The organism is [Empedobacter] haloabium (assembly GCA_008011715.2).
In the GTDB taxonomy this organism is placed as follows: Bacteria; Pseudomonadota; Gammaproteobacteria; order Burkholderiales; family Burkholderiaceae_D; genus Rugamonas; species Rugamonas haloabia.
The window spans coordinates 6,279,328-6,303,983 of sequence record CP136508.1 but is presented as its reverse complement, the minus strand read 5'-3'; the positions used below and the strand labels follow the sequence as shown (position 1 = coordinate 6,303,983).

The 24,656-nt window shown below is 67.3% G+C and carries 24 protein-coding genes; 10 read left to right on the top strand and 14 right to left on the bottom strand.

Annotation, left to right across the window (positions count from 1 at the left end):
• Positions 1–10: 10 nt before the first annotated feature.
• From E7V67_027520 to E7V67_027500, 5 genes are all read right to left on the bottom strand, one after another.
• Entirely contained in the window at positions 11–643 is a 633-nt protein-coding gene (locus E7V67_027520; GenBank protein ID WUR13389.1) for a 2-dehydro-3-deoxy-6-phosphogalactonate aldolase, read from the bottom strand.
• A gap of 5 nt (positions 644–648) precedes the next feature.
• Complete coding sequence (locus E7V67_027515; GenBank protein ID WUR13388.1) at positions 649–1,581, bottom strand: 2-dehydro-3-deoxygalactonokinase; 933 nt, start codon at positions 1,579–1,581, stop codon at positions 649–651.
• The gene (gene dgoD / locus E7V67_027510; GenBank protein WUR13387.1) at positions 1,575–2,723 is read right to left on the bottom strand and encodes a galactonate dehydratase; all 1,149 of its coding nucleotides are present in this window, start codon (positions 2,721–2,723) and stop codon (positions 1,575–1,577) included. Before dgoD ends, E7V67_027515 begins: the two co-directional genes overlap by 7 nt.
• A gap of 106 nt (positions 2,724–2,829) precedes the next feature.
• Complete coding sequence (locus tag E7V67_027505) at positions 2,830–3,303, bottom strand: YfbM family protein (protein WUR13386.1); 474 nt, start codon at positions 3,301–3,303, stop codon at positions 2,830–2,832.
• 46 nt (positions 3,304–3,349) lie between these two features.
• Complete coding sequence (locus E7V67_027500; protein ID WUR13385.1) at positions 3,350–4,210, bottom strand: LysR family transcriptional regulator; 861 nt, start codon at positions 4,208–4,210, stop codon at positions 3,350–3,352.
• A 91-nt stretch (positions 4,211–4,301) separates the two neighbouring features.
• Here E7V67_027500 and E7V67_027495 point away from each other — a divergent pair, with 91 nt between their 5' ends.
• From E7V67_027495 to E7V67_027485, 3 genes are all read left to right on the top strand, one after another.
• Positions 4,302–4,925, top strand: a complete 624-nt coding sequence (locus tag E7V67_027495; GenBank protein ID WUR13384.1) for a glutathione S-transferase N-terminal domain-containing protein — start codon at positions 4,302–4,304, stop codon at positions 4,923–4,925.
• Complete coding sequence (locus E7V67_027490; protein WUR13383.1) at positions 4,918–5,244, top strand: multidrug efflux SMR transporter; 327 nt, start codon at positions 4,918–4,920, stop codon at positions 5,242–5,244. Before E7V67_027495 ends, E7V67_027490 begins: the two co-directional genes overlap by 8 nt.
• 119 nt (positions 5,245–5,363) lie before the next feature.
• Positions 5,364–6,110: a carbonic anhydrase family protein gene (locus E7V67_027485; protein WUR13382.1), complete on the top strand. Its 747-nt coding sequence runs from the start codon at positions 5,364–5,366 to the stop codon at positions 6,108–6,110.
• 16 nt (positions 6,111–6,126) lie between these two features.
• Here the strand turns inward: E7V67_027485 and E7V67_027480 are convergent, their stop codons facing one another.
• Both E7V67_027480 and E7V67_027475 read right to left on the bottom strand, forming a co-directional pair.
• A complete protein-coding gene (locus E7V67_027480; GenBank protein ID WUR13381.1) occupies positions 6,127–6,573 on the bottom strand; it encodes an SRPBCC family protein in 447 nt (148 codons plus the stop codon).
• A gap of 97 nt (positions 6,574–6,670) precedes the next feature.
• Positions 6,671–6,847, bottom strand: a complete 177-nt coding sequence (locus E7V67_027475; protein ID WUR13380.1) for a hypothetical protein — start codon at positions 6,845–6,847, stop codon at positions 6,671–6,673.
• Positions 6,848–6,917: 70 nt separating this feature from the next.
• Here E7V67_027475 and E7V67_027470 point away from each other — a divergent pair, with 70 nt between their 5' ends.
• Complete coding sequence (locus E7V67_027470) at positions 6,918–7,256, top strand: hypothetical protein (protein WUR13379.1); 339 nt, start codon at positions 6,918–6,920, stop codon at positions 7,254–7,256.
• A gap of 9 nt (positions 7,257–7,265) precedes the next feature.
• Here the strand turns inward: E7V67_027470 and E7V67_027465 are convergent, their stop codons facing one another.
• Positions 7,266–8,894 carry an NAD(P)-binding protein gene (locus E7V67_027465; GenBank protein ID WUR13378.1) on the bottom strand — a complete coding sequence of 543 codons (1,629 nt, stop codon included), beginning with the start codon at positions 8,892–8,894 and terminating at the stop codon, positions 7,266–7,268.
• Positions 8,894–10,408, bottom strand: coding sequence for a polyamine aminopropyltransferase (locus E7V67_027460; protein ID WUR13377.1), 1,515 nt, complete (start codon positions 10,406–10,408; stop codon positions 8,894–8,896). Before E7V67_027460 ends, E7V67_027465 begins: the two co-directional genes overlap by 1 nt.
• A gap of 55 nt (positions 10,409–10,463) precedes the next feature.
• On the opposite strand from E7V67_027460, the gene E7V67_027455 reads away from it, so the two are divergent.
• The 5 genes from E7V67_027455 to speD are packed head-to-tail and all read left to right on the top strand — an operon-like array spanning position 10,464 to position 13,919.
• Entirely contained in the window at positions 10,464–10,850 is a 387-nt protein-coding gene (locus E7V67_027455; protein WUR13376.1) for a DUF350 domain-containing protein, read from the top strand.
• Between the two features lie 22 nt (positions 10,851–10,872).
• Entirely contained in the window at positions 10,873–11,898 is a 1,026-nt protein-coding gene (locus E7V67_027450) for an SPFH domain-containing protein (GenBank protein WUR13375.1), read from the top strand.
• 25 nt (positions 11,899–11,923) lie between these two features.
• On the top strand, positions 11,924–13,381 hold the full coding sequence (locus tag E7V67_027445) for a DUF4178 domain-containing protein (protein WUR16358.1): 1,458 nt from the start codon (positions 11,924–11,926) through the stop codon (positions 13,379–13,381).
• Positions 13,378–13,536: a hypothetical protein gene (locus tag E7V67_027440; protein WUR13374.1), complete on the top strand. Its 159-nt coding sequence runs from the start codon at positions 13,378–13,380 to the stop codon at positions 13,534–13,536. Before E7V67_027445 ends, E7V67_027440 begins: the two co-directional genes overlap by 4 nt.
• Positions 13,533–13,919 carry an adenosylmethionine decarboxylase gene (gene speD, locus E7V67_027435; protein WUR13373.1) on the top strand — a complete coding sequence of 129 codons (387 nt, stop codon included), beginning with the start codon at positions 13,533–13,535 and terminating at the stop codon, positions 13,917–13,919. Before E7V67_027440 ends, speD begins: the two co-directional genes overlap by 4 nt.
• 177 nt (positions 13,920–14,096) lie before the next feature.
• On the opposite strand, the gene E7V67_027430 is transcribed toward speD, so the two are convergent.
• The 4 genes from E7V67_027430 to E7V67_027415 form a co-directional block, all read right to left on the bottom strand.
• Positions 14,097–14,486, bottom strand: a complete 390-nt coding sequence (locus E7V67_027430) for a VOC family protein (protein WUR13372.1) — start codon at positions 14,484–14,486, stop codon at positions 14,097–14,099.
• Positions 14,487–14,580: 94 nt separating this feature from the next.
• Positions 14,581–17,538 (bottom strand): Calx-beta domain-containing protein, encoded by a 2,958-nt coding sequence (locus tag E7V67_027425; GenBank protein ID WUR13371.1) that lies wholly within the window; start codon positions 17,536–17,538, stop codon positions 14,581–14,583.
• A 226-nt stretch (positions 17,539–17,764) separates the two neighbouring features.
• The gene (locus tag E7V67_027420) at positions 17,765–18,433 is read right to left on the bottom strand and encodes a hypothetical protein (protein ID WUR13370.1); all 669 of its coding nucleotides are present in this window, start codon (positions 18,431–18,433) and stop codon (positions 17,765–17,767) included.
• A 6-nt stretch (positions 18,434–18,439) separates the two neighbouring features.
• Positions 18,440–22,768 (bottom strand): Calx-beta domain-containing protein, encoded by a 4,329-nt coding sequence (locus E7V67_027415; protein WUR13369.1) that lies wholly within the window; start codon positions 22,766–22,768, stop codon positions 18,440–18,442.
• A 305-nt stretch (positions 22,769–23,073) separates the two neighbouring features.
• Between E7V67_027415 and E7V67_027410 the strand changes: the two genes are divergently transcribed.
• A complete protein-coding gene (locus E7V67_027410; GenBank protein WUR13368.1) occupies positions 23,074–23,625 on the top strand; it encodes a hypothetical protein in 552 nt (183 codons plus the stop codon).
• Between the two features lie 122 nt (positions 23,626–23,747).
• Here the strand turns inward: E7V67_027410 and E7V67_027405 are convergent, their stop codons facing one another.
• On the bottom strand, positions 23,748–24,608 hold the full coding sequence (locus tag E7V67_027405) for a hypothetical protein (GenBank protein WUR13367.1): 861 nt from the start codon (positions 24,606–24,608) through the stop codon (positions 23,748–23,750).
• Positions 24,609–24,656 lie beyond the last annotated feature (48 nt).

The window sequence follows — 24,656 nt, the reverse complement described above, 5'->3', positions numbered from 1 at the left end:
CGGGTTCCTGTCAATGCCAGGCGGCGGCGAAGCGGCGCGCGTTGGCAGCGACGGTCGCGGCATCCATGCCGGGCCGGAACAGCGCCGAGCCCAGGCCGAAGCCGGCCACGCCGGCGGCGCGGTATTCGTCCATGTTTTCCGGGGTGATGCCGCCCACCGGCAGCAGCGGCAGCGTGGGCGGCAGCACCGCGCGCATGGCGCGCACGATCGTGGGTGTGATCAGTTCGGCCGGGAACAGTTTCAGTGCGTCGGCGCCGGCGCGGGCTGCGGCGAAGGCTTCGGTTGGCGTGGCCACGCCCGGCACGCAGATCATGCCGGCCGCCTTGGCGGCGCGAATCACTTCCACGTCGGCGTGCGGCATCACGATCAGCTGGCCGCCGGCGCCCTGCACCTGCGCCACGACGTCGGTCGACAGCACGGTACCGGCGCCGACCAGGCAATCGCGCGGCAGGCTTCGCGCCAGCAGCGCGATCGACGCGAGCGGCTCGGGAGAGTTCATCGGCACTTCGATCAGCCGGAAGCCGGCGTCGTACAGCGCGGTACCGACGCCCAGCGCCTCGTCGGGGCGCAGGCCGCGCAGGATGGCGACGAGGGGCAGGCTGGCGAAGGCGGTCTGGAAGGCGGTGGTCAGGTCGGTGTGCATGGTGGTCACGAGAGGAGTCGGGCGGCGCGGGCCAGGGCCAGCAGGCCGGCTGGCGCCGTGTTGTCGAGGACGAGATCGGCCGCCTGGCCACAGTGGGCCAGCGCCAGCTGGTAGCGCTCGCACAACGGTGCCGCGCCGACCAGCGCCAGGGGCAGTTCGCGCAGGCCGTGGCCGGCGCGCCATGCCAGGCCGGCGCGCAGCTCGTGGCCGATCAGGAGACCGGACAGGTAGTCCGGCAGCGCGCCAGGACGCAGCCGCGCCGTCACGCCCAGGCTGCGCACGGCGAACAGCTGGTGCGGCAGGCCCAGTTCGCCGTGGTCGCGCGCGGCCGTCACGCCGGCAAGGAAGGCATCCATATCAGGTGTCACCTCCGGCGGCATCAGGCGGCCCAGCACCGAATGCTGGCGCAGCACCGCATACAACTCGCCGGTCATGTGCGTCGCGAAGCGGCCGATGCGGCCTTGCGCCACATGCGTCCATTTCGAGTGCGTGCCGGGCAGGATCACGCAGCTATCGGCCAATTGCGGATGCTGGGCCAGCGCGCCGACAATCTGGGTTTCCTCGCCGCGCATCAGGTCCGGCGGCAGCAGGCCGTCGTTGCACAGCACACCCGGCACGATGCGCAGGGCCGTGTCGCCTGGCTGCGCCAGGCCGCCAGCCAGCTCGGTCGCGCCGGCGGGCGCGCGCACGTACGGCACCTCCAGCCAGCCGTGCTGGCTGCCGACCATGCCGCAGGCCAGCAGCGGCAGCGGTGGCTGGGCGCGGCGCCAGGCGCCCGCGACCTCGTCCAGCGCGGCCACGAAGGCGGGATGGCCGTGCAGGGTGGAGGCGCCCTTGGCGGCGGCATGCTCCCGCAGCACGCTGCCGTCGGCGCCGATCAGGAAGGCGCGCAGGCTGGTGCTGCCCCAGTCGATGCCGATCAGGACGGGCGTCACCATTCGGCCACGCTGCCGTCCGGGTGGCGCCACAGCGGGTTGCGCCAGTCCGTGACGCCCTGGCTGGCGGCGATCACGCGTTCCTCGTCGACGATGACGCCCAGGCCCGGCTTGGGCAGCGGGGCGAAATAGCCGTCGACGATCTGAAAATCTTCCTTGTTGATCACGTAATCCAGCAGCTCGGCGCCACGGTTGTAGTGGATGCCCATGCTCTGTTCCTGCAGCACGGCGTTGTGCGACACGAAATCCACCTGCAGGCAGGCCGCCAGCGCGACGGGACCGAGCGGGCAATGGGGCGCCAGCGCCACGTCGTACGCTTCGGCCATCGCGGCGATCTTGACGCACTCCGTGATGCCGCCGGCATGCGACAGGTCGGGCTGCACGATGGCGATGCCGCCGGCCTGGAACACGTGCTTGAATTCGAAGCGCGAGTACATCCGTTCGCCCGCCGCCAGCGGGATCGCGGTGCCCGCGGCCAGGCGCGGATAGTACTCGGCCTGCTCGGCCAGCACCGGTTCCTCGACGAACAGGGGGCGGTACGGCTCCAGCTCGCGCAGCAGCACCTTCGCCATCGGCGCCGACACGCGGCCGTGGAAGTCCAGGCCGAACTCGATGTCGTAGCCGAAGGTGTCGCGGATCTGCGCCACGCGCGCCACGGCCGCATCGACGGCCTTGGCCGAATCGACGATGCCCAGCTCCTCGGTGCCGTTCATTTTAAAAGTGTGGATGCCGATCTCGCGCAGCGTGTGGATGCCGGCGATGACGTCGGCCGGGCGGTCGCCGCCGACCCAGCTGTACATCTTCATCCGGTCGCGCACCAGGCCGCCCAGCAGCTGGTAGACCGGCACGCCCAGCGCCTTGCCCTTGATGTCCCACAGGGCCTGGTCGATGCCGGCGATGGCGCTCATCAGGATGGCACCGCCGCGATAGAAGCCGCCCCGGTACATCACCTGCCACAGGTCGTTGATGCGCAGCGGGTCCTGGCCCACCAGGTACTCGGACAGCTCCTGCACCGCCGCCTCGACGGTGCGGGCGCGCCCTTCGATCACGGGTTCACCCCAGCCGGTGATGCCCTCGTCGGTCTCGATCTTGAGGAACATCCAGCGTGGCGGCACGCGGTACAAGGTCAGCTTGGTGATTTTCATGGCGGGCTTGAAGATGGAAACCGCGCCAGTGTAGCGATGCTTGTCTAGCCTGAAATATGACTCTTTCGGCAAAGCCTATACGGTTTTGGCATACATAGGCCCCGCCTCACGCGAACCAGGCAATAACGGCGTCGCCGTTCGCGGCGGCGTCGCGGTAGAACGCGCGCAGCTCGTCGAGCGAGTCGATGATGGCCTCCAGCGCGTCGTCGTCGTCCCAGAAGCCCGGGTAGACCTCGTCCATCGCCGCAGGGTCGAAGCGCGCGCGCAAGGCGTCATCCGGGACCTGTTCCAGCGCGGCCGCGATGGCGCGCACGTCGGCCGCGTCGGTGGCCAGCGGCGGACCGTAGCCCAGGTCGCGCGTACCCAGCGGCCCCTTGCCGAAGATGACGTTGGACAGCACGTCGGCGGTCGGCACCGTCGATCCGGTCAACAGGTAATGGATGCCGTGCCAGCTCTTGTCGGCGCTGCAGGCGTCGTCGCCGCGCGGCCCCGCCAGGAATTGCTCGATCTCTTCCGGCTCGGCGCGCAGCGCGTCCAGTTCGGCCTGGGGCAAGGCCAGGTACAAACCGATCATCGACATGATGTCTCCTCGTTGGTGGAATGGGGCCACCTTAGCATGCTGCCCGTCAGGACAGCGCAGGATGCGCGGCCAGTGCGTTGGCCAGGAACTCCGTCAGCGCGCGGATGCGGCTGACACGGCGCAGGTCCGGGTGCGTCAGCAGCCACACGTCCGTGTCCAGCTCAGGCGGAGGCGGCGCCAGGCGGACCAGGTTCGGCCGCGCATCGGCCAGAAGGCACAGCAGCATGCCGGCACCGATGCCCGCCTCCACCGCGGCGGCCATGCCGACCAGGGTGTCGGCGCTGAACACCCAGCGCTCGGGCGGCACGTGCTCGCGCAGCCAGCGCGCCTGTGCCAGGTGGGCCAGTGCCTCGTCCGGCGCGATCCAGTCGTAGGCAGCCCAGTCGTCGGCCGGCTCACGCGGCACTGTGCTGTAAGGCGCCGTCCGGACCCGGCCCAGCTTGCGGCCGACCAGGTTGTCCGGCGGCGTGTTGGTGGGGCGAAGGGCGACGTCCGCCTCGCGCCGCGTCAGGTTCAAAAAACTGTTGTTGACGGTGACCTGCAGCGCGATGCCGGGATAGGCGCGGCGAAAGTCGGCCAGCGCCGGCAGCAGCAGCGCTTGCAGCAAGGTGTCCGTGGTCGTGAGGCGGATGGTGCCGGCCAGTTGCGCGTCGCGCCCGCCGACCTGACGTTCCACGTCCGCCAGTTGCTGCGCCAACGGTGCCAGCAGCGCCAGCAGCTCGTCGCCGGCGCCCGTCAACACGTAGCCGGTCTGGAAGCGCTCGAACAGGCGCACGGCCAGCGCGGCTTCCAGCTTGTCGAGCCGGCGCAGGATCGTCGAGTGGCTCTGCTGCAGCCGGCGCGCGGCGGCCGACAGCGAGCCGGCGTCGGCCACGGCCACGAAATAGCGGTAGTCGTCCCAGTCCATGCTTGTGCAAAAACGCACGTGTGATGTGCGGATAAATGGAATTGTTGACCATTCTTGCACAAGCTACCGTGGCAGCCAAGGAGGACACATCATGTACACCGCTTACCTGGCCGACACCCCGAACGGCCGCAAGATCGCCATCGCCCTGGAAAAGCTGGAACTGCCATATCGCGTGCAGAGCGTCGACCTGGGCGCGGGCGAGCAACACACGCCCGCGTTCCTGCGCCTGAACCCGAACGGCAAGATTCCGGTGCTGGTGAACGATCACGATGGCAGCACGCTGTTCGAATCGAACGCCATCCTGTTTCACCTGGCCACGCGGCACGACGGCCTGATCCCGGCCGATACCGCCGGCCGCGACACCGTGCTGCAATGGCTGTTCCTGCAGGCGGCCAGCATCGGTCCGATGCTGGGCCAGCTGTGGTGGTTCCGCCATGCGTCGCCGACGCCGAACGAGCAGGCGCTGGCGCGTTATACCAAGGAGGCGCGGCGGCTGTACGACGTCATCGAGCGGCGGCTGGCCGTCACGCCGTTTGTCGCCGGCGACGCCTACACGGTGGCCGATATCGCCTGCTGGACGTGGCTCGTCACCCACGACGAGCTGGGGCTGGACATCGGCGCCTGGCCTGCGGTGGCGGCATGGCTGGACAAGGTCGGCGCGCGCCCGGCGGTACGACGCGGCCTGGTACGCACGGCGGAGCCGGCCCATGTCTAGCCTCGTTGCCTGGGTGCTGGTGCTGGCGGCCGGCGCGCTGGAAGTGGGCATGGCCTTCGCCTTGAAGGCGTCGCAGGGCGGCACGCGCCTGCTGCCCAGCATGCTTGCCCTCGTGACGGCGCTGGGCAGCATCTGGCTGCTGGCCAGCGCCTTGCGCGCGCTGCCGCTGGGCGTGGCGTACGCCGTCTGGACCGGCATCGGCGCCGTCGGCGTCACCTTGGTCGGCTTGCTGGTGTTTGCCGAACACCTGTCGCTGGCGCGGCTGCTGTTCATGGGGCTGGTATTTGCCGGCATCGTGGGGCTGAAGGTAACGCACTGAGCCGCCTTAAGTTTCGCCTCATCGTCCGCTAACGAAATCCGAACGGCGCTATTGCTAACCTGAACAGGTTCTCGCCACCCAGAAACTACGCGAGCGTCCTCTTTCAGACAAGGTTATCGATGAAAACGAAATTCCTATTGGCGGCTGCCGCGCTGGCGGCCATGGCAAGCAGCCAGGCTGCCGATCACCCCGCGCCGCATTGGGACTACCGGGGCAAGGCCGGCACCTCCCACTGGGGCGACCTGGAGCCGGACTTCGCCACGTGCAAGCTGGGCAAGGCACAGTCGCCGGTCGACCTCCACGCCGTCAAGCATGGCGCGGCGGCCCCGATCGACTTCCACTATGCGGCCAGCCATGCCGAAATCGTCAACAATGGCCATACCGTGCAGGTCAACCTGCCAGAAGGCGGTACCGTGCACCTGCCCAGCGGCGACTACCACGTGGTGCAGTTCCACTTCCATACGCCCAGCGAGGAGACGGTGAACGGCAAACACTATCCGCTGGTGGCGCACCTGGTGCACCGCAACGACGCCGGCGAGCTGGCCGTTGTCGCCGTCCTGTTCAAGCAAGGCAAGGAAAATCCGGCATTGCAGCCGCTGTTCGCCGACCTGCCGCCGCACGCCGGCGACAAGCACGCCGTCGCGGGCGCGTTCGACCTGGGCGCGCTGCTGCCGGCACGGCACGCCTACTATGCCTACATGGGTTCCCTGACGACGCCGCCCTGCAGCGAAGGCGTGCACTGGCAGATCCTGCAGCAGCCTGTCGAGATCTCCAAAGGCCAGCTGGCCGCGTTCCGCAAGCTGTACCCGATGAATGCCCGCCCCGTACAGCCGCTGAACGGGCGCGTGGTCGAAATCACGGGCTGACCGTGCCGGCGCCGCGCTAGCCTTCCACGGCCGCCTCGACCAGCTGCGCCAGCAACTGCAGCGACTCCTGCCAGCCGAGATAACAGGCCTCGGCCGGAATCGCGGCCGGGATGCCTTCCTGGACGATGTGCACCTCGACCCCGCAGAACACCTCGCGCAAGCTGACGGTCGTCTGCATCCGTCCCGGCAGATTCGGATCCTCGAATTCGGCCGTGTAGCGCAAGCGCCGGCCCGGCTCCAGCTCCAGGTATTCGCCGCCGAAGCTGTGGCTGTGCCCCGTCGTGAAGTTGGTGAACGACATGCGATAACGTCCGCCCACCCGGGCGTCCATCTCGTGCACGGTGCCGACGAAGCCATGCGGCGGCAGCCACTTGGCCCACGCGGCCGGCGTGGTGAAGGCGCGGTAGACGCGGTCGGGGGTGGATTTCAGGACGCGGTGCAAGGTGACGGTATTGCTGCTCATGACGACTCCTTCATCAAGGTACGAGGACGCCCCTCTGCCAGCACGACGAACGGCGCCGGCCCGGATCGACGACCGGCCGCTCTTTTTTCACATCGCGTCAGTCCTTGCGCTTGTCCCACTCGCGTTCCTGGGTCTTGACCTTGTCCAGGCAGGCCTTGCGGTCGCTCCAGTCGGCCAGACGTTCGCAGGACTGGGCCTCGTTTTGCAGGGCACCGTGGTGGCAGCCGGCCAGCACCAGCAAGGTGGCGATGGCAGGGATAGCGCGCTTGATCATGAATACCGCTCCAGTAGACGAAAACACGCTTACGTTATCACGACGGCATCTTTTTGCGTATAGTGGCTGCATGACCGCCCCCGACAAATACCCCAGCACGCCGGACGGCCGTTACTTCGTCGTCGCCGGCCGCCTTTGGCGCATGAGCAATCCTGCGTTGCCGCCTGAGGAGCGCCAACGCCTTGTGGACCAGCTCATGACGGCGCGCCGGCAGGTCGGCGCCGCCAGGAAAGCCGGCGACGCCATGGCGGAACGGGCCGCGCGCGATGCTGTCGATGCGGCCAAGCATGGGCTGGGCGAACGCGGCCCGGTATGGTGGAGCGATGGCGCGCCGGATTACAACCGGCGGCTGGTGAAGAACACGCCGTATGCCGACTGGTACGCGAAACTGGTCCAGGCGGATGCCTGATGATCCGTCTCACGCGCCCGTCTTGTCCTGCGCCCGCCGCGCCGCCTGCACGCCCCACCACGACGCCTCCTCGAACACGGAAAACCCGGACAAGTCCGCATGCGCGAACAGCACCGGCCCGTCATGCGCGCGCAGCGCCGCCAGCCCGGCGTTGCTGCGAAAGCCCGGCCGCGGGATCGCCATCGCGTGCGCGCGCAAGGTGATGTCGACGCGCTCGACTTGCAGGTCGATGGCGCTGCCGTAGGCCGCATGCAGGTCGGCGGCGGCCAGGGCCAGCAGCTCGTCCGGCGCGGCTGCCTGCAGCCAGCGGCGCGCGGCCAGCGGCTCCAGGTGCGACAGCGCGGCGTAGGTCGTGAACACGGTGCGTTCGGGCGGCGTTACGCGGATATCCTGGTGCGTGGACACGACATAGCCCAGGTTGGGGCCACCTTCGCTCCGGTGCACCACGTTGTCCCAGCACAGCGGCGCCTCCGGTCGTTCATCGGGAAAACCGCGCAGCATGAAATTCGCCACCAGCCAGGGCGCCGTGGCCGGCAGATGCTGGCGCGGATCGAAACCATAGGCCGCGATGTTCTCGACCACGCGGCTGGCCACGAACAGCGGCATCGCGCAGATGGCCTTGCGGGCGCGCACCAGGTAGCTGCGCGGCCGGCCGCCCTCCAGCGCGCAGCACAGGATCTCCACCTTGCCGTCCACCTCGCGGATCGATACCGCGGCGCCACTCAAGCGGCGCGCGCCGGACCGCTCGGCCAGCGCGCTGGCCAGCGGTTGCAGACCGCCCGGCCACGTCAACCACGCCCCCGATGCCGCGTTGGCCGCCTCCCCTCCCCGCGCGCAAAAATAATGCAGGCCGGCCCAGGCGGACACGGTGGCCGCCGTGGCGCCGTAGTCGTCGCGGCAGCAGTAGTCGAGGTACCAGTACAGGGTGGGCGAGCGGTAGCCGTGTTGTTCGAACCAGTCGCGCAAGGTCAGGCGGTCCAGTGCCAGCCAGGCGGGGTCCAGGGACGACGCGCTGCTGGGCAGCGCGAACACGCGGCGGCCGTCGGCGCCGTGCAGGCCACGCAAGCGTTCGACTTCCGCGAAAAAGCGCGCATGCTCGGCCAGCTCCGCCGCCGGCACACCGGCGCGCGGCACGATGCCTTCGTGCCAGTGGCCATTCACCAGCAAGCGCTCTTCCGGCGCATGCAGCAGGTAGCGCTCGTCGTAATACGGCTTGTCGGCGTCCGCATTGCGCTGCAGGATGCCCAGGTCGGCCAGGATGGCGCGCACGTGCGCGCACTCGCGCGACGGCACCGGCAAATAGTGCGCACCGGTCGGGAACGCGAGCTCGCCATCGCGGCCGCCGGCCGCGTTGCCGAAGGGTTCGGGACCGTCGATGACGAGAAAATCGGCGTGGCCGTCGCGGCGCAGTTGCCAGGCGGCCGTCAGCCCCGCCATGCCCGCGCCCACGATCGCGATATCGGTCTCGATCACCTGCGCGGGCGGCGGCACGCTGCCGCGGTCGCGCAGGTGGTGTCCCAGTGCGCGGCCCGGCGCGTGCACGGTGGGCGTGATTTCATGCCAGCGGCGATAGATCGCGCCGCTGGCGATGGCGGCACCGCCGGCGGCGGCTGTGAACAGGAAGCTGCGCCGGTCCATCAGCGGATCGTACGGTGCCAGTCCTGCTCGAACTCGTGCACCAGCGACTGCGTGTTGAGGCGGTTCGGCGGCAGCGCCAGCCGGGGCATATCGGGCGGGAACGCGAACATCTCGCGGGTGGTGTCACCGTTCAGGAAGCGCAGCGGCAGCGGGTACGACGTCGGCGGCCTGTAGTCCAGCTGGGGCGAGGCCAGGATAAATCCCCACTCGCCGAACGACGGCACGTAGGCATGGTACGGGTAGGTGCGCAAGCCCACTTCGCGCAGCGTCGCGTCCACCGTCCAGTAGGCGTGCGGGGCGAAGAACGGCGAGGTCGATTGCACGACCATCAGCCCATTGGCGGCCAGGTGTCTTTTCAACAGCCCATAGAACGGCACCGAGTACAGCTTGCCCAGCGCGAAGCTGGACGGATCGGGAAAATCGACGATGACAGCGTCGAACATCGCGCCCTCCTGCTGCTGCAGCCAGATGGCCGCGTCGGCGTTCACCACGGTGACGCGCGGATCGTGAAAACTGTCGCGATTGAGCTGGCGCAGCTCGGCGCGGTTCTTGAACGCGGCCGTCATCGCCGGGTCCAGGTCCACCAGCGTCACGTGCTGCACGTGCCGGTAGCGCAGCACCTCGCGCAATGCAAGGCCGTCGCCGCCGCCCAGCACCAGCACCCGCTTCGCCCACGGCAGCGCGGCCATGGCCGGGTGCACCAACGCCTCGTGGTAACGGTATTCGTCGCGCGACGAGAACTGCAGGTTGCCGTTGATGTACAGGCGCAGGTCGTCCTTCCAGCGGGTGATGACGAGGCGCTGGTACGGCGTGCTGGTCGCGTACACGATCTCGTCGCCGAACAGGCCGTGCTCGCCCCATTGCGTCAGGCGGTCGGCACCGGCAAAGCCGAACAGCAGCAGCACCAGCACGGCGCTGGCGCGCAGTACCCGGGCCATGACCGCCGTCAGCTCGGCGCGAAATACATGGATGGTCCACAGCGCCACGCCGATATTGAGCATGCCGAACAGGAAGCCCGTGCGCACCAGCCCCAGGTGCGGCGCCAGCACCAGCGGGAACAGCAGCGAGACGGCCAGGGCGCCCAGGTAGTCGAACGTCAGCACCCGGCTGACCAGTTCCGAAAACCCGGTCTGGCGCGCGTTCAGCGCCCGCATCACCAGCGGCACCTCCATGCCGACGAAGGCGCCGACCAGGAACACGATCACGTACAGCATCGTGCGAAACGGTGCGGCGGCCCAGGCGAACGTGATGAACAGCAGCGCGGCCGAGATGCCGCCGACCAGGCCGACGGCCAGTTCGATGTCGACGAAGCGGTCCAGCACGTGCTCGTCCTTCACGTACTGCGACAGATGGGCGCCGACGCCCATCGCGAACAGGTAGCAGCCGATGATGGTCGAGAACTGCAGGATCGAGTCGCCCAGCAGGTAGCTGGCCAGCGCGCCGGCGATCAGCTCGTAGGCCAGGCCGCACGACGCCACGACAAAGACGGAAAGGATCAGGATTTTTTTGGTCATCGGCGGAATTATGGCTTAAACTCTTTACCTTCTGGCAATCTCAATTCCGACTATCGTGTACGCCGTCGCAAATTACCTGATCCATCTGGTGCTGGCCGCCGTGCTGCTGGCCGTGTTCTTCCGCGCCTACACGTGGATGACGCCCTATGACGAAGTGGCGCTGATCCGCGAGGGCAATCACGCGGCCGCGCTGTCGCTGGGCGGCGCCCTGCTGGGCTTTTCGCTGACGATCGCCTCGGGCCTGCTGCACACGCCGAACTACCAGGCGTTCGCGGCATGGGCGTTCGGGGCGATGATCGTGCAGGCGCTGGCCTATGCGGTGACGACACGCACCCTGAAGATGGCCAAGGACCAGATCGAGTCCGGCAACAGCGCGTTCGGCGGCCTGCTGGGCGCCATCTCGCTGGCCATCGGCGGCATCAACGCCGCCTGCATTTCCTAATTTTTCGCGCGCGGAGGCAAGCATGAGTATCGGCAGCTTTATCAAAAAGCAGTTTATCGACGTCCTGCAATGGAACGAGGACGAGGAAGGCGTGCTGGCCTGGCGCTACCCGATGCAGGATTTCGAGATCCAGAACGGCGGCGTGCTGGTGGTGCGCGAATCGCAGGTGGCGGTGTTCGTCAACGAGGGCCAGATCGCCGACGTGTTCGGCCCCGGCACGCACAAGCTGACCACCCAGACCTTGCCCGTGCTGACCAACCTGAAGAACTGGGACAAGCTGTTCGACGCGCCGTTCAAGTCGGACGTGTACTTCTTCAGCACGCGCGTGCAGACCGGCCGCAAATGGGGCACGCCGCAGCCGATCACGATCCGCGACAAGGATTTCGACATGATCCGCGTGCGCGCCTTCGGCATGTATTCGTATCGCGTGGCCGACGCCCGCAAGTTTTTCACCGAGATCAGCGGCACCCGCGCGCGCTATACGCGCGATGAGGTGGAGGACCAATTGCGCGGCATCCTGCTCTCGACCATGGCCAGCTCGCTGGGCGGCGCCAACGTGGCCTTCCTCGACATGGCCGCCAACCAGGCGCTGATGGCGCAGGAGGTCAAGGGCGACCTGGCCGATGCGTTCGCCCGCTACGGCATCGCGCTGGACGAGTTCAATGTCGCCAGCGTCAGCCTGCCGGAAGAGCTGCAGGCGGCGCTGGACGAGCGCATCGCCGCCGGCATGAAGGGCGGCCTGTCGAACGACAAGATGACGGGCTTTACGCGCTACCAGACCGCCACCGCGATCCCGCTGGCGGCGCAGAACGAAGGCGGCATCGCCGGCATCGGCGCGGGCCTGGGAGCCGGCGTGACGATCGGCCAGGCGATGGGCCAGGCCGTAGGCGCCTCGCTGACGCCGGCCGCGCCGCAGGCGGTGGCACCGGCCGAGGAAGCGATCGAGACCCGCCTGGAGAAACTCAAAGGCCTGCTGGACAAGGGCCTGATCTCGGCCGCCGACTACGACAGCGCCAAGGCCGAACTGCTGAAAAAGCTGATCGGTTGAGCGGCCAGGGTTCGGTTTGTTGACGGTGAATTGCCCCAGCTGCGGCGCGCCCGTGCGCTTCCGCTCGCACGCGTCCGTGATGGCCGTGTGCGAATTCTGCCGCGCCGGCGTGCTGAAGGACGCCGGCGCCGTGCGCAACCTGGGCAAGATCGCCGAGGTGCTGGAAGACTATTCGCCGATCCAGCTGGGCACCAGCGGCACGTGGGGCCAGCGGCCGTTCACGGTGGTGGGCCGCCTGCAGCTGCGTTATGACGCCGGCATGTGGTCCGAATGGCACCTGCTGTTCGACGACGGCAGCAGCGGCTGGCTCGGCGACGCTTCGGGCCAGTACACGATCACACTGGCGCGCCAGCCCGGCACCGCACTGCCGGCCTTCGACAGCCTGGCACCCGGACGCATCGTCACCATCGACGCCACCCGTTATGTGGCGGCGGACGTGCGCACCGCCCAATGCGTGGGCGGCCAGGGCGAGCTGCCTTTTATCGTGGGTGAAGGTTGGCAGGCGCGGGTGGCCGACCTGCGTGCCGGCACCACGTTCGCGACACTGGACTATTCGGATGGCGACACGCCGCAGCTGTACGTCGGCAAGGCCGTCACCTTGCAGGCCTTGCAATGCCAGCTGCTGCGCGACGACACGGCCATCGAACAGGCGGCCGGGCGCTACCGCGGCAAGCTGACGGCGCTGGCATGCCCATCCTGCGGCAGCCAGATCCAGTACCTGCCGGGCCTGACCAACACGCTGATTTGCCGCGCTTGCAACACCCAGCTGGACGCCACCAGTCCGCAAGTCGAGGTGCTGCGCGCGGGTGAGCGCGTCAAGGCGGTCCGCACGACGCTGGAGCTGGGCGCCGAAGGCAAGCTGGGTAACCAGAAGCTGACGATCATCGGCGTCATGCGCCGCCGCGATGACGAAGGCTATGAGTGGACCGAATACCTGCTGTACGGCCCGCGCGCCGGTTTCCAGTGGCTGGTCGAATCGGATGGCGAGTGGTCGAAAGCGGTCGTGCTGGACGACTGGCCACAGCTGCAGGAAACGGGCGCCAAGCTGGGCAGTGTCCGTTATGACAAGCTGGACGAATACGACGCCACCGTGACCTTCGCCGTCGGCGCCTTCAACTGGCGCGTGCAGGCCGGCGATGTGACCCACGTGGTCGAGTACGAGCGGGGCAATGCCACCCTGGCGGCCGAAAGCACCGCGCAGGAACTGACCTGGTCGAAGTCGACCGACGTGTCGCGCGACCAGCTCAATGCCTGGTTCGGCCTGGCGACGCCGAAACTGGCCCAGGCGAATAAAAGGCGAACAGCCGCCGCGGCGAAATCGGGCCACCGCGACACGGCCCGCTGGCTCATCATTATCATGGTGATCTGCAACGCCATTCCGCTGCTGTTCAATTTCCGCGCCACGTTCATCTATACCGTGATCGGCGCGGCCGCCTTGTATCTGCCGGCACTCTTTCTCGATTCGATGGATGGCGACGCATGAAGTTTTTGTTTTATGGCGTGATCGTGCTGGTCTTTTCCATTATCGCCAGCTGGGTGGGCATGGTTGGCGGCAGCAGCTCCTCCGGTTCCGGTGGCAGCAGCTGGTCGTCGCATACGGGCGGCGGCAGCTGGGGCGGTAGCGGCGGGCATAAATGACACGGCCCTTGACGTTTCGCGCCGAGGGCACCCATCTGCTGGCCGATTTATCGGGCGTGGAGCCGGACAAATTAATGGACTGCACGCATATCGAGGCCTTGCTGCGCACCGCCGCGACGGCTGCGGGGGCGACCATCCTGCACAGCCATTTTCATGCCTTCGGTGTCGGCCAGGGTATTACGGGCGTCGTCCTGCTGGCCGAATCGCATATCTCGATTCATACGTGGCCGGAACAGCGCTTTGCGGCGGTCGATATATTTATGTGTGGCAATTCCCGACCGGAAGAGGCCTTGGCGGTGGTGCAGGCGGCATTCATGCCGGCGGATTGCCAAGTGCAAACGGTACGGCGCATGCCGGTGCCGTTTATTCTCGCTGAGCATTAACTCGGGGACGCCGAGTCAGCGGTCGCATCTGGGGGACTGTCCCCGGTTCCTATCACGGCTCTTCAACTGGATAAACCAGGGTCAGTCCCGAAGGGACAGACCCTCGGCCCTGACGCCTGCGGCTTGCACGCCTTCGTTACACCAGAACTTGGCGTGAAGACGCCAGTAATTGGCAGGTCAGTCCTCCCGCAGCGTGGCCTCGATGTTATTGCCGTCGTAATCCAGGATGTACGCGCTGTAGAAATTGGCATAGCTGACGCGGATACCCGGCGGGCCGTGATCCTCGGCGCCCAGTTCCATCGCGGCGCGATAAAAAGCATCGACCGCGGCGCGGTCGGGCGCGCAAAAAGCCAGGTGAATGGGAGCATTGCCGGCCTGCTTGCCGGCAGACCAGTAAGTGGGCAGTTCGGAACCCAGCCACAGGAAAGGATGACCGTTCCCGGGCGCATAAATGGCCCAGTCCATATCGGTTTCGGTACGATGGATACCCAATGGTGCCAGGCAAGCGTCATATAACGCCTTGCTGCGCACAAAATCGCTGACCACAATACCCAGATGGTGAATCATGTCGGCTCCTTCATTGTGGAGCTCTCAGCCTAGCACCGTTATCGGCGCACCGGCGCGCAACTCATGCGCCCGGATCGATACTCTTTATTAATGGCTAGACAAATTGCGTTCCGAACACCGCATTCACATCGCCGACGGTGGCCGTGGCACCGTTCGCCACACCCACCAATTGCGCCTGCTGGAAATAATCCTGCTCGACCGCATCGATGAAACCGGCCGCCGTGGTCGAATCATATTGCGTCGCTAACTGCCGCACCAGCGCCTGGACGGCGCCATTGTCGCGATTGGCGATCAAATAGCCTTCCGCGTCGAACGAAAAAGCGTGGTCGGTGCTGGCGCTGAAGACAGCGCCGCGGTCGCGATAACCCTGGGCAGCCAGCCCTAATATCGCCGCGTCCGCATCCGTCAGCAGCTGGGTATTGCCGCGCAGGTTCTGGTACAGGTGAATGTCCTTGCCGATGCCGCTGCCGGCTGCCGCCGCGCCGAAGCCGGCGGCACCGGCCACGGGCGCATAGCAGGCATAGGGCTGCGCCTGACCAGCCGCGGCAAACGCATAATCCTGCGTGAACGGCTGGTACCACGCCCCGACGTGCTGGCCGCCCGGCGTGACGTCGAAGCGCGCGCCTTCGAAGACGTTGCCGATCCCGGCCGCGCGCTGGGCCGCTTCGGCCGCGTTGGCGGTGTAGTAACGGTCGCCATTGACCAGCAGAATGCTGTAGACGTGCGCGGCGGGCGCCAGGTCGTACACCAGCATGCCGGGATCGACGATGGTGCCGTTGGCGATGCCGTCCTCGTCCCCACGGGCGCCATCCGTCAGCGTGATCACGACACGGTCGACACGGCCGTCGCCATTGGTGTCCAGCAAGGTGGCGCCATCGTCCAGCGTGTCCAGGCGGCCATCGTCGCGGAAGCTGTACCAGCTTTGGCTGGTCCGGTCGAACTTGATGAAATCGTTGGCGACAGCACCACCCGGCGCCAGTTCGATGACGACGCGGGTCTGCAAGCCGGCCCGGCTCGGGTCCAGGTCGGCCAGCACCTGCCCTTCCTGCGCCGTGACGGTGAAGTGGAATTGCGGTGACGCGGCGCGGTAGGTCGGCGCCAGGGGCGCAACGGCTTCCGTGACGGCCAGGTCGCGCAACTGGGCGCCTGCCGTCAGCGCGACGGCGCTACCCGGTGCCGACACGGAGCCCGCCAGGATGGCGCCAAACGTCGCGGCCGGCGCATCCTTGCCCAGCGCAAACGCCGCCGCCGACGCCAGCGGCAGTTGCGCCACGCCGTGCTGTTGCCAGTCAGCCACGCCGTCATGGTTGCTGTCGCCGTCGTGCGCGGCGCGCTCGACCGATGGCGCGATGCCGTCCAGGTCGGTGACGATCGTGACCCTGCCCGGCGCCTGCGTCAGCACGTGGCCGCCGCTGTCGAGCAGCTGGGCTTGCACCGTGTACGTGCCGTCGTCCAGCGCCAGCGTGGCCACGTTGACGCGGCCTGCGGCCACGTCGGCCGCCGTCAGCGCGGTCGTACCGACCAGCTGGCCATCGGCCGTCAGCAGGCGCACGCTGTGCCCCTGCGCCAGCAGCGCGCCGCCGGTGACGACGAACTGCGGCGTCAGCACGCTGGTAACCGCATCGCTGTTGCTGCTGCCCGTGTCCGAAGCCGGGTCGAGCGCCGCCTGCAACACGGGCGTGGGTGGCGGCACGGGCGTGACGGGAGGTGCCGGCGGCATCACGGGCGGTGGCGTCACAGGTGGCGCTGGCGGCGGCGGCACGGGCGGTGCTGGCGGTGGCGTTACAGGTGGCGCTGGCGGTGGCGGCACGGGCGGTGCTGGCGGTGGCGTTACAGGAGGCGCCGGTGCTGGCGGTGGCGTTACAGGTGGCGCCGGCGGCGGTGGCGGCGGCGGAGGTGGTGGCGGCGGTGGCGGTGGCGGCGGCAACGCCACATCGTTATCGTCGATGGTGCCCGTCGCGCTCGCTCCGCCCAGCGTCAGCACGACCGTTTCCGCCGGCTCGACGGTGCTGTCGTCCACAGTCGCCAGGCCGATCTGGAAGCTCGACACGGTGCGCGGCACCACCACGATGCCGGTGGCCGGGTCGCCGCTGCGCCAGGCGACGCCATGGCTGAACGTCAGCGACGCATAATCGGCCGTGGCGGCGCTGCCGCCCAGGGAGACGGCATACTCGCCACCGCTGCCGCTGAGGGTCACGGTATAACCCAGCTGGCCGCCTTCGGTCACGCTGGCGCCGGCCTGCACGGCCGCCACGGTGGGTACCGGATCGTTCTCGTTGATCGTGACGACCGCCGTATTGTCGACGATGGCAGCCAGGATGCTGTCGCTCAACACGACACTGACGGTGCGCGCGCCGTCGTGGATCGCGTTGTCGAGAACGGGAATCTGGATGGTCTTGCTGGTCTGGCCAGGTGTGAACGTCAATGTGCCGGTCGTGCTCGTGTAGTCCGCCGGCGCCGTGGCGCTGCCGTCGACGGTCGTGTATCGAACGGTTACCGTGTCGCTGGACGCCTGGTTCAGCGTGACGGTCACGCTGACCACGCCGGCGCTCTCGTCCACGACCGTGTCGCCGATCGACAGCTGCGGTTGCGCACTCAGGTAGGTGTTCAGTTCGGCCATCAGGCCGGTGGTCGAGGCGTTGCCGGAGACGATGCCGTTCGTGATCGTCAGCGTCTGGTTGTTGAACGTCAGCCCCAGGAAGCTGTTCGGGTCGGTGCCGCCCGTGTACGGATCGACCACGACGAACCCGCCACCGCTCGTTGCCAGCGTGTACATGGTCGAGCCGGTGGCATAGAACACCATCGTCGAGGGCGTGCCATTGGGCGCGCGCCAGGCAATGGTGCTGTCGATGCGGTGGGTGACGCCGGCCGCGTCCGTGATCAGGATCGTGCCTTGCGTACCGCTGAACGCGCCATTGCTGCTGCTCTGCTGGAACTGCACATTGCTCCAGCCCAGTGTCGACATCTTCGAGGCGCCGGACGCTTCGTTCGATTTCGACGCGGTGCCGAAAAAGCCGTCGGCAAACGATACGGAGACAGTGGTGACAGCCAAGGCGAACCTCGTAACGGGATATTAGCGAAAACACAGGCGCCCCACGTTCAGGCGACAGGACAACGGATGGGAAAGGACGCGAACGACGTGGCGGGATAGCGGATGAGGCCGCTGAAGACAGCATACTACGTTGCCGTACGGCAATCAAAGACTGTGTCTAGTGGCTGCCCTCGAATGGGGCAGCCGGCATCGTCTTGTAGGCTTCAAGCAACAGGACTGATGAAAATCAAAACTGGCGTAGATAACCCAGCGTCAGGGCGCCAAAGCGGCGGCGCTCGTACTGCACCGAGGGCTCACCGGCTCGCGCCGGTTTCGGCAGATTCAGCCAGGTGTATTGCAGGGCGATGCTGTCCACCGCGGTCAGGCGGTAGGCCAGACCGGCCCGCAGCTGCCAGGCAAAGCCGCTTTTCGACGCGGGACCGAAGCAGGCGCAGGTCTCGCCCAGGTTCAGTTGCGGCAGCTTGACACGGCCCCAGCCGATCCCGCCACCAATAAAACTGTCCAGCGCAGTGCCGAGCCGGTCGGTGCGATAGACGTTGGCAAACAGGGCCTCGTAATGGCCGCTGCCGGCCACCTGCTCGCTCAGCGGTGCCAGGGTCAGGCGCTCCACGCGGATGCGGCCGCGCTCGTACTCGACCTCATAGCGGCCATGGCCGGCCTGACGGCCGAACTGCAGGCCGCCGTGCACCCCGCGCTTCAGCTCGGCTTGGCCGTCGAGGGCCGTGCCGAAACCGAAGTCCACGCGGGCATGCCAGTCGCGCAAGGTGTTGGCGCCCAGGTGGGCGCCGGCGTAGTTGACGGGCGTGTCGCTATTGGCCGCCGACGCCGTGCCCAGCGCCAGCCAGCCGGCCGCCAGCGCGGCCGTCAAACGGATGTAACGATGTCGTTTTGTCATGCAACCTCACAACGTGAAATGCGTGCCGTAGACGGCGTTGAGATCCGCAGCGGTGGCCGCCGCGCCATGCGCGACCCCGACCAGCTGCACCTGTTGCAGGTAATTCTGTTCGACGGCATCGACAAAGCCCGCCGCCGTGGTGGAGCCATACGTGGCGGCCAGCTGTTGCACCAGCGCCTGGACGGAAGCGTTGTCCTGGTTGGCGATCAGGTAGCCCTCCGCGTCAAACGTGAAGGCATGTTCCGTCGTGGCGCTGAACTTCGCGCCGCGGTCGGTAAATCCTTGTGCCGCCAGGCCCAGGGTTGCCGCCTCGGCCACCGTGACCAGCTGCGTGTTGCCGCGGGCATCCTGGTACAGGTGGAAATCCACGCCCTTGCCGCTGCCGGCTGCCGCCGCGTCGAACCCGGCCGCGCCCGCCACGGCGCCGTAGCAAGCGTATGGCAGGCTCTGGCCGCTGGCCGCATACGTGTAGTCCTGCGTGAACGGCTGGTAATACGCGCTCAGGTGCCGGCCGCCTTCGGCCGCGGCCATCGCGTCGAAGCGCACGCCTTCGAACACGCTGCCGGCCAGCGCGGCCTTTTGCGCCGCCTCGCCGGCGTCCGCGGTGTAGTAGCGGTCACCACCGGCCAGCTTGACGCTGTACACCTGGCCGACCGGGGTCGTATCGAACGCGAGCAGGCCCGGGTCGACAATGGTCCCGTTGACGAGGCCATCTTCGTCGCCTTTGGCACCGTCCGTCAAGGTGAGCACGATACGATCGACGCGGCCGTCGCCATTCACGTCCAGCAGCGTGGCGCCGTCGTCCCAGGTGTTCAAGTCCTGGTCGTCCAGGAAGCTGTACCAGGTTTGCGTAGCGGTATCGAATTTCTGGAAGTCGTTGGCCAGGACGCCGAACTTGGCCAGTTCGATGACGACGCGGGTCTGCAGGCCGGCCCGGCTGACATCCGCGTCCGGCAGGCCGGCTACGCCCTCTTCCGCCGTCACCGAGAAGTTGAAGACGGGCGAGACGGCGCGGAAGTTCTGCGCCAGCGGCGCCGGCTGCGCCGTGATGCTGAGGTCCTTCAGCTGCGCGCCGCTGGTCAGCGCGACGGCACCGTCGGCACTGCTGAGCGAGCCGGACAGGATGGCGCCAAACGATGACGCCGCCGCGTCCTTGCCCGATGCGAAGTCCGCCAGCGATTTCAGCGGCATCTGCGCCACCGTGTGCTGTTGCCAGTCCAGCACGCCATCATGATTGTAGTCGCCACCGTTGGCGGCCAGTTCCACCGACGGCATCACGCCATCGACGTCCGTCACGATCGTGACCGACACGGGGGCCGAGCCGACCACCTTGCCGGTCGCATCCAGCACCTGGGCCGTGAACGTGTAGACGCCGTCGTCCAGCTGGCCCGTGCCGACGTTGATCTTGCCGCTGGCGATGTCCTGGGCGGTAACGGCTGTCGTGCCGACCACGGCACCGGACGGCGCCAGCAGGCGCACGCTGCCGCCTGGTGTCAGCAGGGTACCGGCCGCCACCGTGAATTCCGGTGCCAGCACGCTGGTGACGGCATCGGTGTTGCTCGAGCCATCGTCGGACGTGGGGTCGAGCGCCGTGTTCAGCACCGGCGGGGCCGGTGGCGTGGGCGGCGTGGGCGTGGGCGCGGGTGGGGTCGGGGTGGGCGGCGTGGAAGCCACGTCGTTGTCGTCGATGGTGCCGGTGCCGGCCACGCCGCCGACGGACAGCACCAGGCTTTCGGCCTGCTCGACCAGCGCGTCGTCCACCGTGGCCACCGTGATGGTGAAGGTCGCCACGCCCGCCGGCACCACGAGCGTGTGGGTGGCCGGATCGCCATTTTTCCAGCCCACGCCGTCGCTGAAGCTGAAGCTGCCCAGGTCGGCGGCGCTGGCCGTGCCGGCCGTGCCCAGGGCGAATTCGGTCGGCGCCACGCCGACGCCGTTCAGCGCGACCGTGTACACCAGGGTGTTGCCTTCCACCACGGTACGATCGGCCGGGTTGGCACCCAGATTGGCGGCATCGCGCGCGCTGACGCTGGTGACCGCCAGCACGTCGTTGTCCGTGATCGTCCCCGTCGCCATCACGCCACCCACCGTCAGCACCAGCGTTTCGGCCGCCTCGATGACGCTGTCGTCCACGGTGGCGACAGCGATCGTGAAGCTCGTGACACTGGCCGGTACGACAACGATGCCGCCGGTCGGGTCGCCGTTCTTCCAGGTCACGCCATTGCTGAACGTGATGGCGCCCAGGTCGCCCGCCAGCGCGGTGCCGGACTGCGCCAGCGAGTACTCGCTGGCACTGCCGCTGGCCATGTTCAGCGTCACCGTGTACAGCAATGTGCCGCCTTCGACCACGGTCGTATCGAGCGGAAACGCGTTCGGATGGCCCGCATCCTCGGCCACCACGGTAACCACACTCTGGCTGTCGTTGTCGGTAAGCGTGCCGGTGGCGGCGACGCCGCCGACCGTGAGCACGACACTTTCGGCGCTTTCCAGCGCCACGTCGTCCACCGTCGGCAGCGTGACCGTGAAGCCGGTCACATTGGCCGGCACGATGACGATGCCGGTGCCAGGATCGCTGTTTTTCCAGGCGACGCCGCCGCTGAACACCAGGGCGCCCAGGTCGGCCGGCGCGGCCGTGCCGCCCACCGTCAGCACGTGCTCGACCGCCGTCGGGCTGGGACCGTTCAGGGCCACCGTGTAGACCAGCGCGACGCCTTCGACAACGGCGCTGTCCACCGGCTGCTGCCCCAGGTGGCCGCTGTCCTCGGCCACGACGGTCGTCACGCTCTGGCTGTCGTTGTCCGTGATGGTACCCGTGCCGGTCACGCCGGCCACCGTCAGCGTGACGGTTTCACTGGTTTCGATGACGGTATCGTCGCTGGTCGTCAGCAGCGCCTGGAAGCCGGTCACGCCGGCCGGCACGACAACGATGCCGCTGCTGGCGGCGCCGTTTTTCCAGGCGACGCCATTGGTGAAGGTCAGGCTGGCCAGGTCGCTGCCGCTGGCGGTGCCGCCCAGGGTCAGCGCGTGTTCGGTCGGCACCGGGCTGGCGCCGTTCAGGGCCACCGTGTAGCGCAGGGCCATGCCTTCGACCACCGTGCTGTCGACCGGGTTGGCATTGACGTTCAGGGCGTCCTCGGCGGTGACGCTGGTGACGCTCTGGCTGTCGTTGTCGGTAATCGTGCCGGTGGCGCTGACGCCCCCCACCGTCAGCACGACCGTCTCGGCGTTTTCGATCTCGCTGTCGTCCACCGCGGCAACGGTCACTTTAAAACTGCCGACGCTGGCCGGGATCACGACGATGCCGCTGGCCGGATTGCCGTTCTTCCATGTCACGCCGTCGCTGAAGCTCAGCGCGGCGCGATCGGCCGACGCGGCGCTGCCGCCGAGGGTGAGCGCAAACTCACCGCCGCCGGTGCGACTCATGATGACGGTGTACACCAACGAGCCGCCTTCGACGACGGTGCTGTCGACCGGGTTGGCGCCCAGCGCCGACGCGTCCTCCGCCACCACGTTGCCGACATAGGGCGCGCCGTCGTTGTCGTTGATCGTGACGACGCCGGTGTTGTCGGTAATGGCGGCAAACGTGCTGTCGCTCAGCACGACGTTGGCCGTGCGCACGCCGTCCACCGTGCCGTTGTCCAGGATCGGTACCTGGATGGTCTTGCTGGTTTCGCCCGGCAGGAAGGTCAGCGTGCCGCTGGCGGCCGTGTAGTCGGTGCCGGCGCTGGCCGTGCCGTTCTGCGTCGCGTATTTGACCGTGACGGTGTCCGCAGTCACCTTGTCCAGGGTGATGGTGACGGTGGCCGTGCCGGCCGCCTCGTTGACGACGGCGTCGCCCACCGTCAGGTGCGGCTGGTTGTTCAGGTAGGTGTTCAGTGATGCCAGCAGGCCTTGCGTGGCGGCATTGCCGGACACGGTGCCGTCGTTGCCGATCGTCAGCGACTGGCCGTTGAACGTCAGGCCGATATAGCTGTGCGGATCGTTGTTGGCACCCGTCCATGGATCCACGGTGACCGTGCCGCCGCCCGCCTTGGCCAGCGTTTCCGGCGCGCCGGTGGCATAGAATACGATCGTCGAGACGTCGCCGCTCGGCGCGCGCCAGTTGATGACGCCGTTGATCCGGTGCACCACGCCCAGGGCGTCCGTGACGATGATCGTGCCCGAGTAGTCGTTGCCCTGGCTGCCGCCAAATTGCCCGTTATTCGTCGCCTGCTGGAACTGCAGGTTCGACCAGCCCAGCGACGTCAGGTAGGACGTCGACGACGATTCATTCGATTTCGATGCGTTGCCAAAAAAGCCGTTGGCGAACGAGACGGATACGGTAGTGACTGCCATGTGATGCCTCTGCGATAGGGGGAACGTTCGCATCGCGCGAGGGTCCGGCAACGGAGCGGCACGAAGAGGAACAAATGGCGGGGATGGGGCACACGACGACGGGCACGGCAGGATTTGGGGCCGCTGCTGGCAGGATAGCGCGAGTCGGTTAGTTGAGCAAAAGAAACCCGACGAGTGTCGGTTTTTCCGTAACACAACATCAACCTGCGTTGCCGGGCCGCGACATCGGGCTGCGCGCGGCACACCTGTTGCAAGCCGTGGCGCTGCGCTACACTGGCGCTCTTTCGTTGAGGGATCACCTTGCCATGCGCCGTTTCGCGCTTCTCACTCCCCTGCTGCTGGCGCTGTGCGCCTGCAGTGATTACCAGCCTGTCCAGCTGTACATGGCGAAAACGCCGGCTTGCAGCGAGTACGTGGAAACGTCGCGCTTCGACCTGCCGGACGGCATCACGGTCACGGCAACCAGCCCGGTGACGTTACCGGACGGCGGCGCCGAGTTCGGCCTGGTCTATTTGCTGCCGCGTGGAACCCAGGCCCGCTTTGCCACGCTGAGCTACCCCGTCACGCAGCCGAAGGGGGAACGCATCGCCCGCGCGGAGGTGGTGACGTTCTATTCGCGCGGCACGGACACGCGGCCGGAGATCGTCGATTCGATCGAAGGGGTGCCGAAACTGCTGATCGCGGTGGCGAATTCGGACCATACGCAATGGCGCGCGCGGCTGCGTGTGCAATCGAAACTGCCGGAGCGGTTCGACCTGACGCCGCCGGCGCTGGTCATCGGCGGCGACAAGTATCCGCTGCGTACCTTTACCTATCGCTGGTTCCCCGAGCGCAAGGCGTTCGGGCTGTGCCAGTAGAAAACACCTGTGCAGCTGGGGTCTGTCCCTATGGGACTGACCCCGAAGTTTGCTTGCAAAGCCACGAACCATGGTAACTTCTGGGTCAGTCCCCAGGGGGACAGACCCCGGCGGATCGAGCGTTAGTGCGATACTCCACTCTTGAGCTTGCGTACCGTCGCCGTCACCAGCTCCCGTGCCGGCCCACAGCCCAGTTTCGCCAGCTCGGCCACGTCGCGCGACTTGGCCGCTTCCTGCGCCACCAGGTAGCCCAGGTAATACCCACGCCGCTGCGGCAAGGTCTTGTCGCGGCTGCTCAGCTGGAACAGGCTGGCATTGACCTGGCGATCGCTGCTGTTGAGCACCTTGTCCAGCTGCTCCCATGCAGCCGGCAGCGCCGCCCTGGTTTTCGCCACCGTACCCGCGGGGAAATCCGTCAGCAGTTCCTTGTCGTTGGCCTCGGGGTGCATCTGTTGCGACACGTAGACGGCCAGGCCTTCCGTCCACAACGATTTCCACACGACGGTTTCCGGGCACGCTGCCAGCGCCGGCTCGTGGTAAGTATGAAACAGCTCATGGTGGAAGAAGGCGCCATCGTCGCCGCCGGCGTGAAAGCGCGCCAGGCCGTCGGCACCGAAGATCAGGTAATCCTTGCTGGCCAGGGTGCGCGTGCCGCCGTCCATCTCGCCCAGCGAGTGCAGCAGCCAGATCTCGCCATCGTAACGGTAGTCGGGAAAACGGGCCTGGAACGAGTTGACGTAGCCGGTCAGCCGGGAACCGAACGTGCGCGCCTTCTGCAGGTAGGTATCGCGCATGGCCGGGTATTTGACGATGGCCGTGCCGATGCGTTCGTCCTGCTCGGCATGGGAGTATTGAATACGCTCGTCGCCGTAAAACTGGGGAAAGCGCGCGCCGATGCTGCGACGGAATTCCTCGACTCGGGCCGGTAGCGACATCAGCTCGGTACGCGTGTAGAACTCGTCAAACGCAAGGCTGAGGTCCATGATTCGCATTGATTGCTCAGCTTGACCGTTTGAACATGCCAGCGAAAC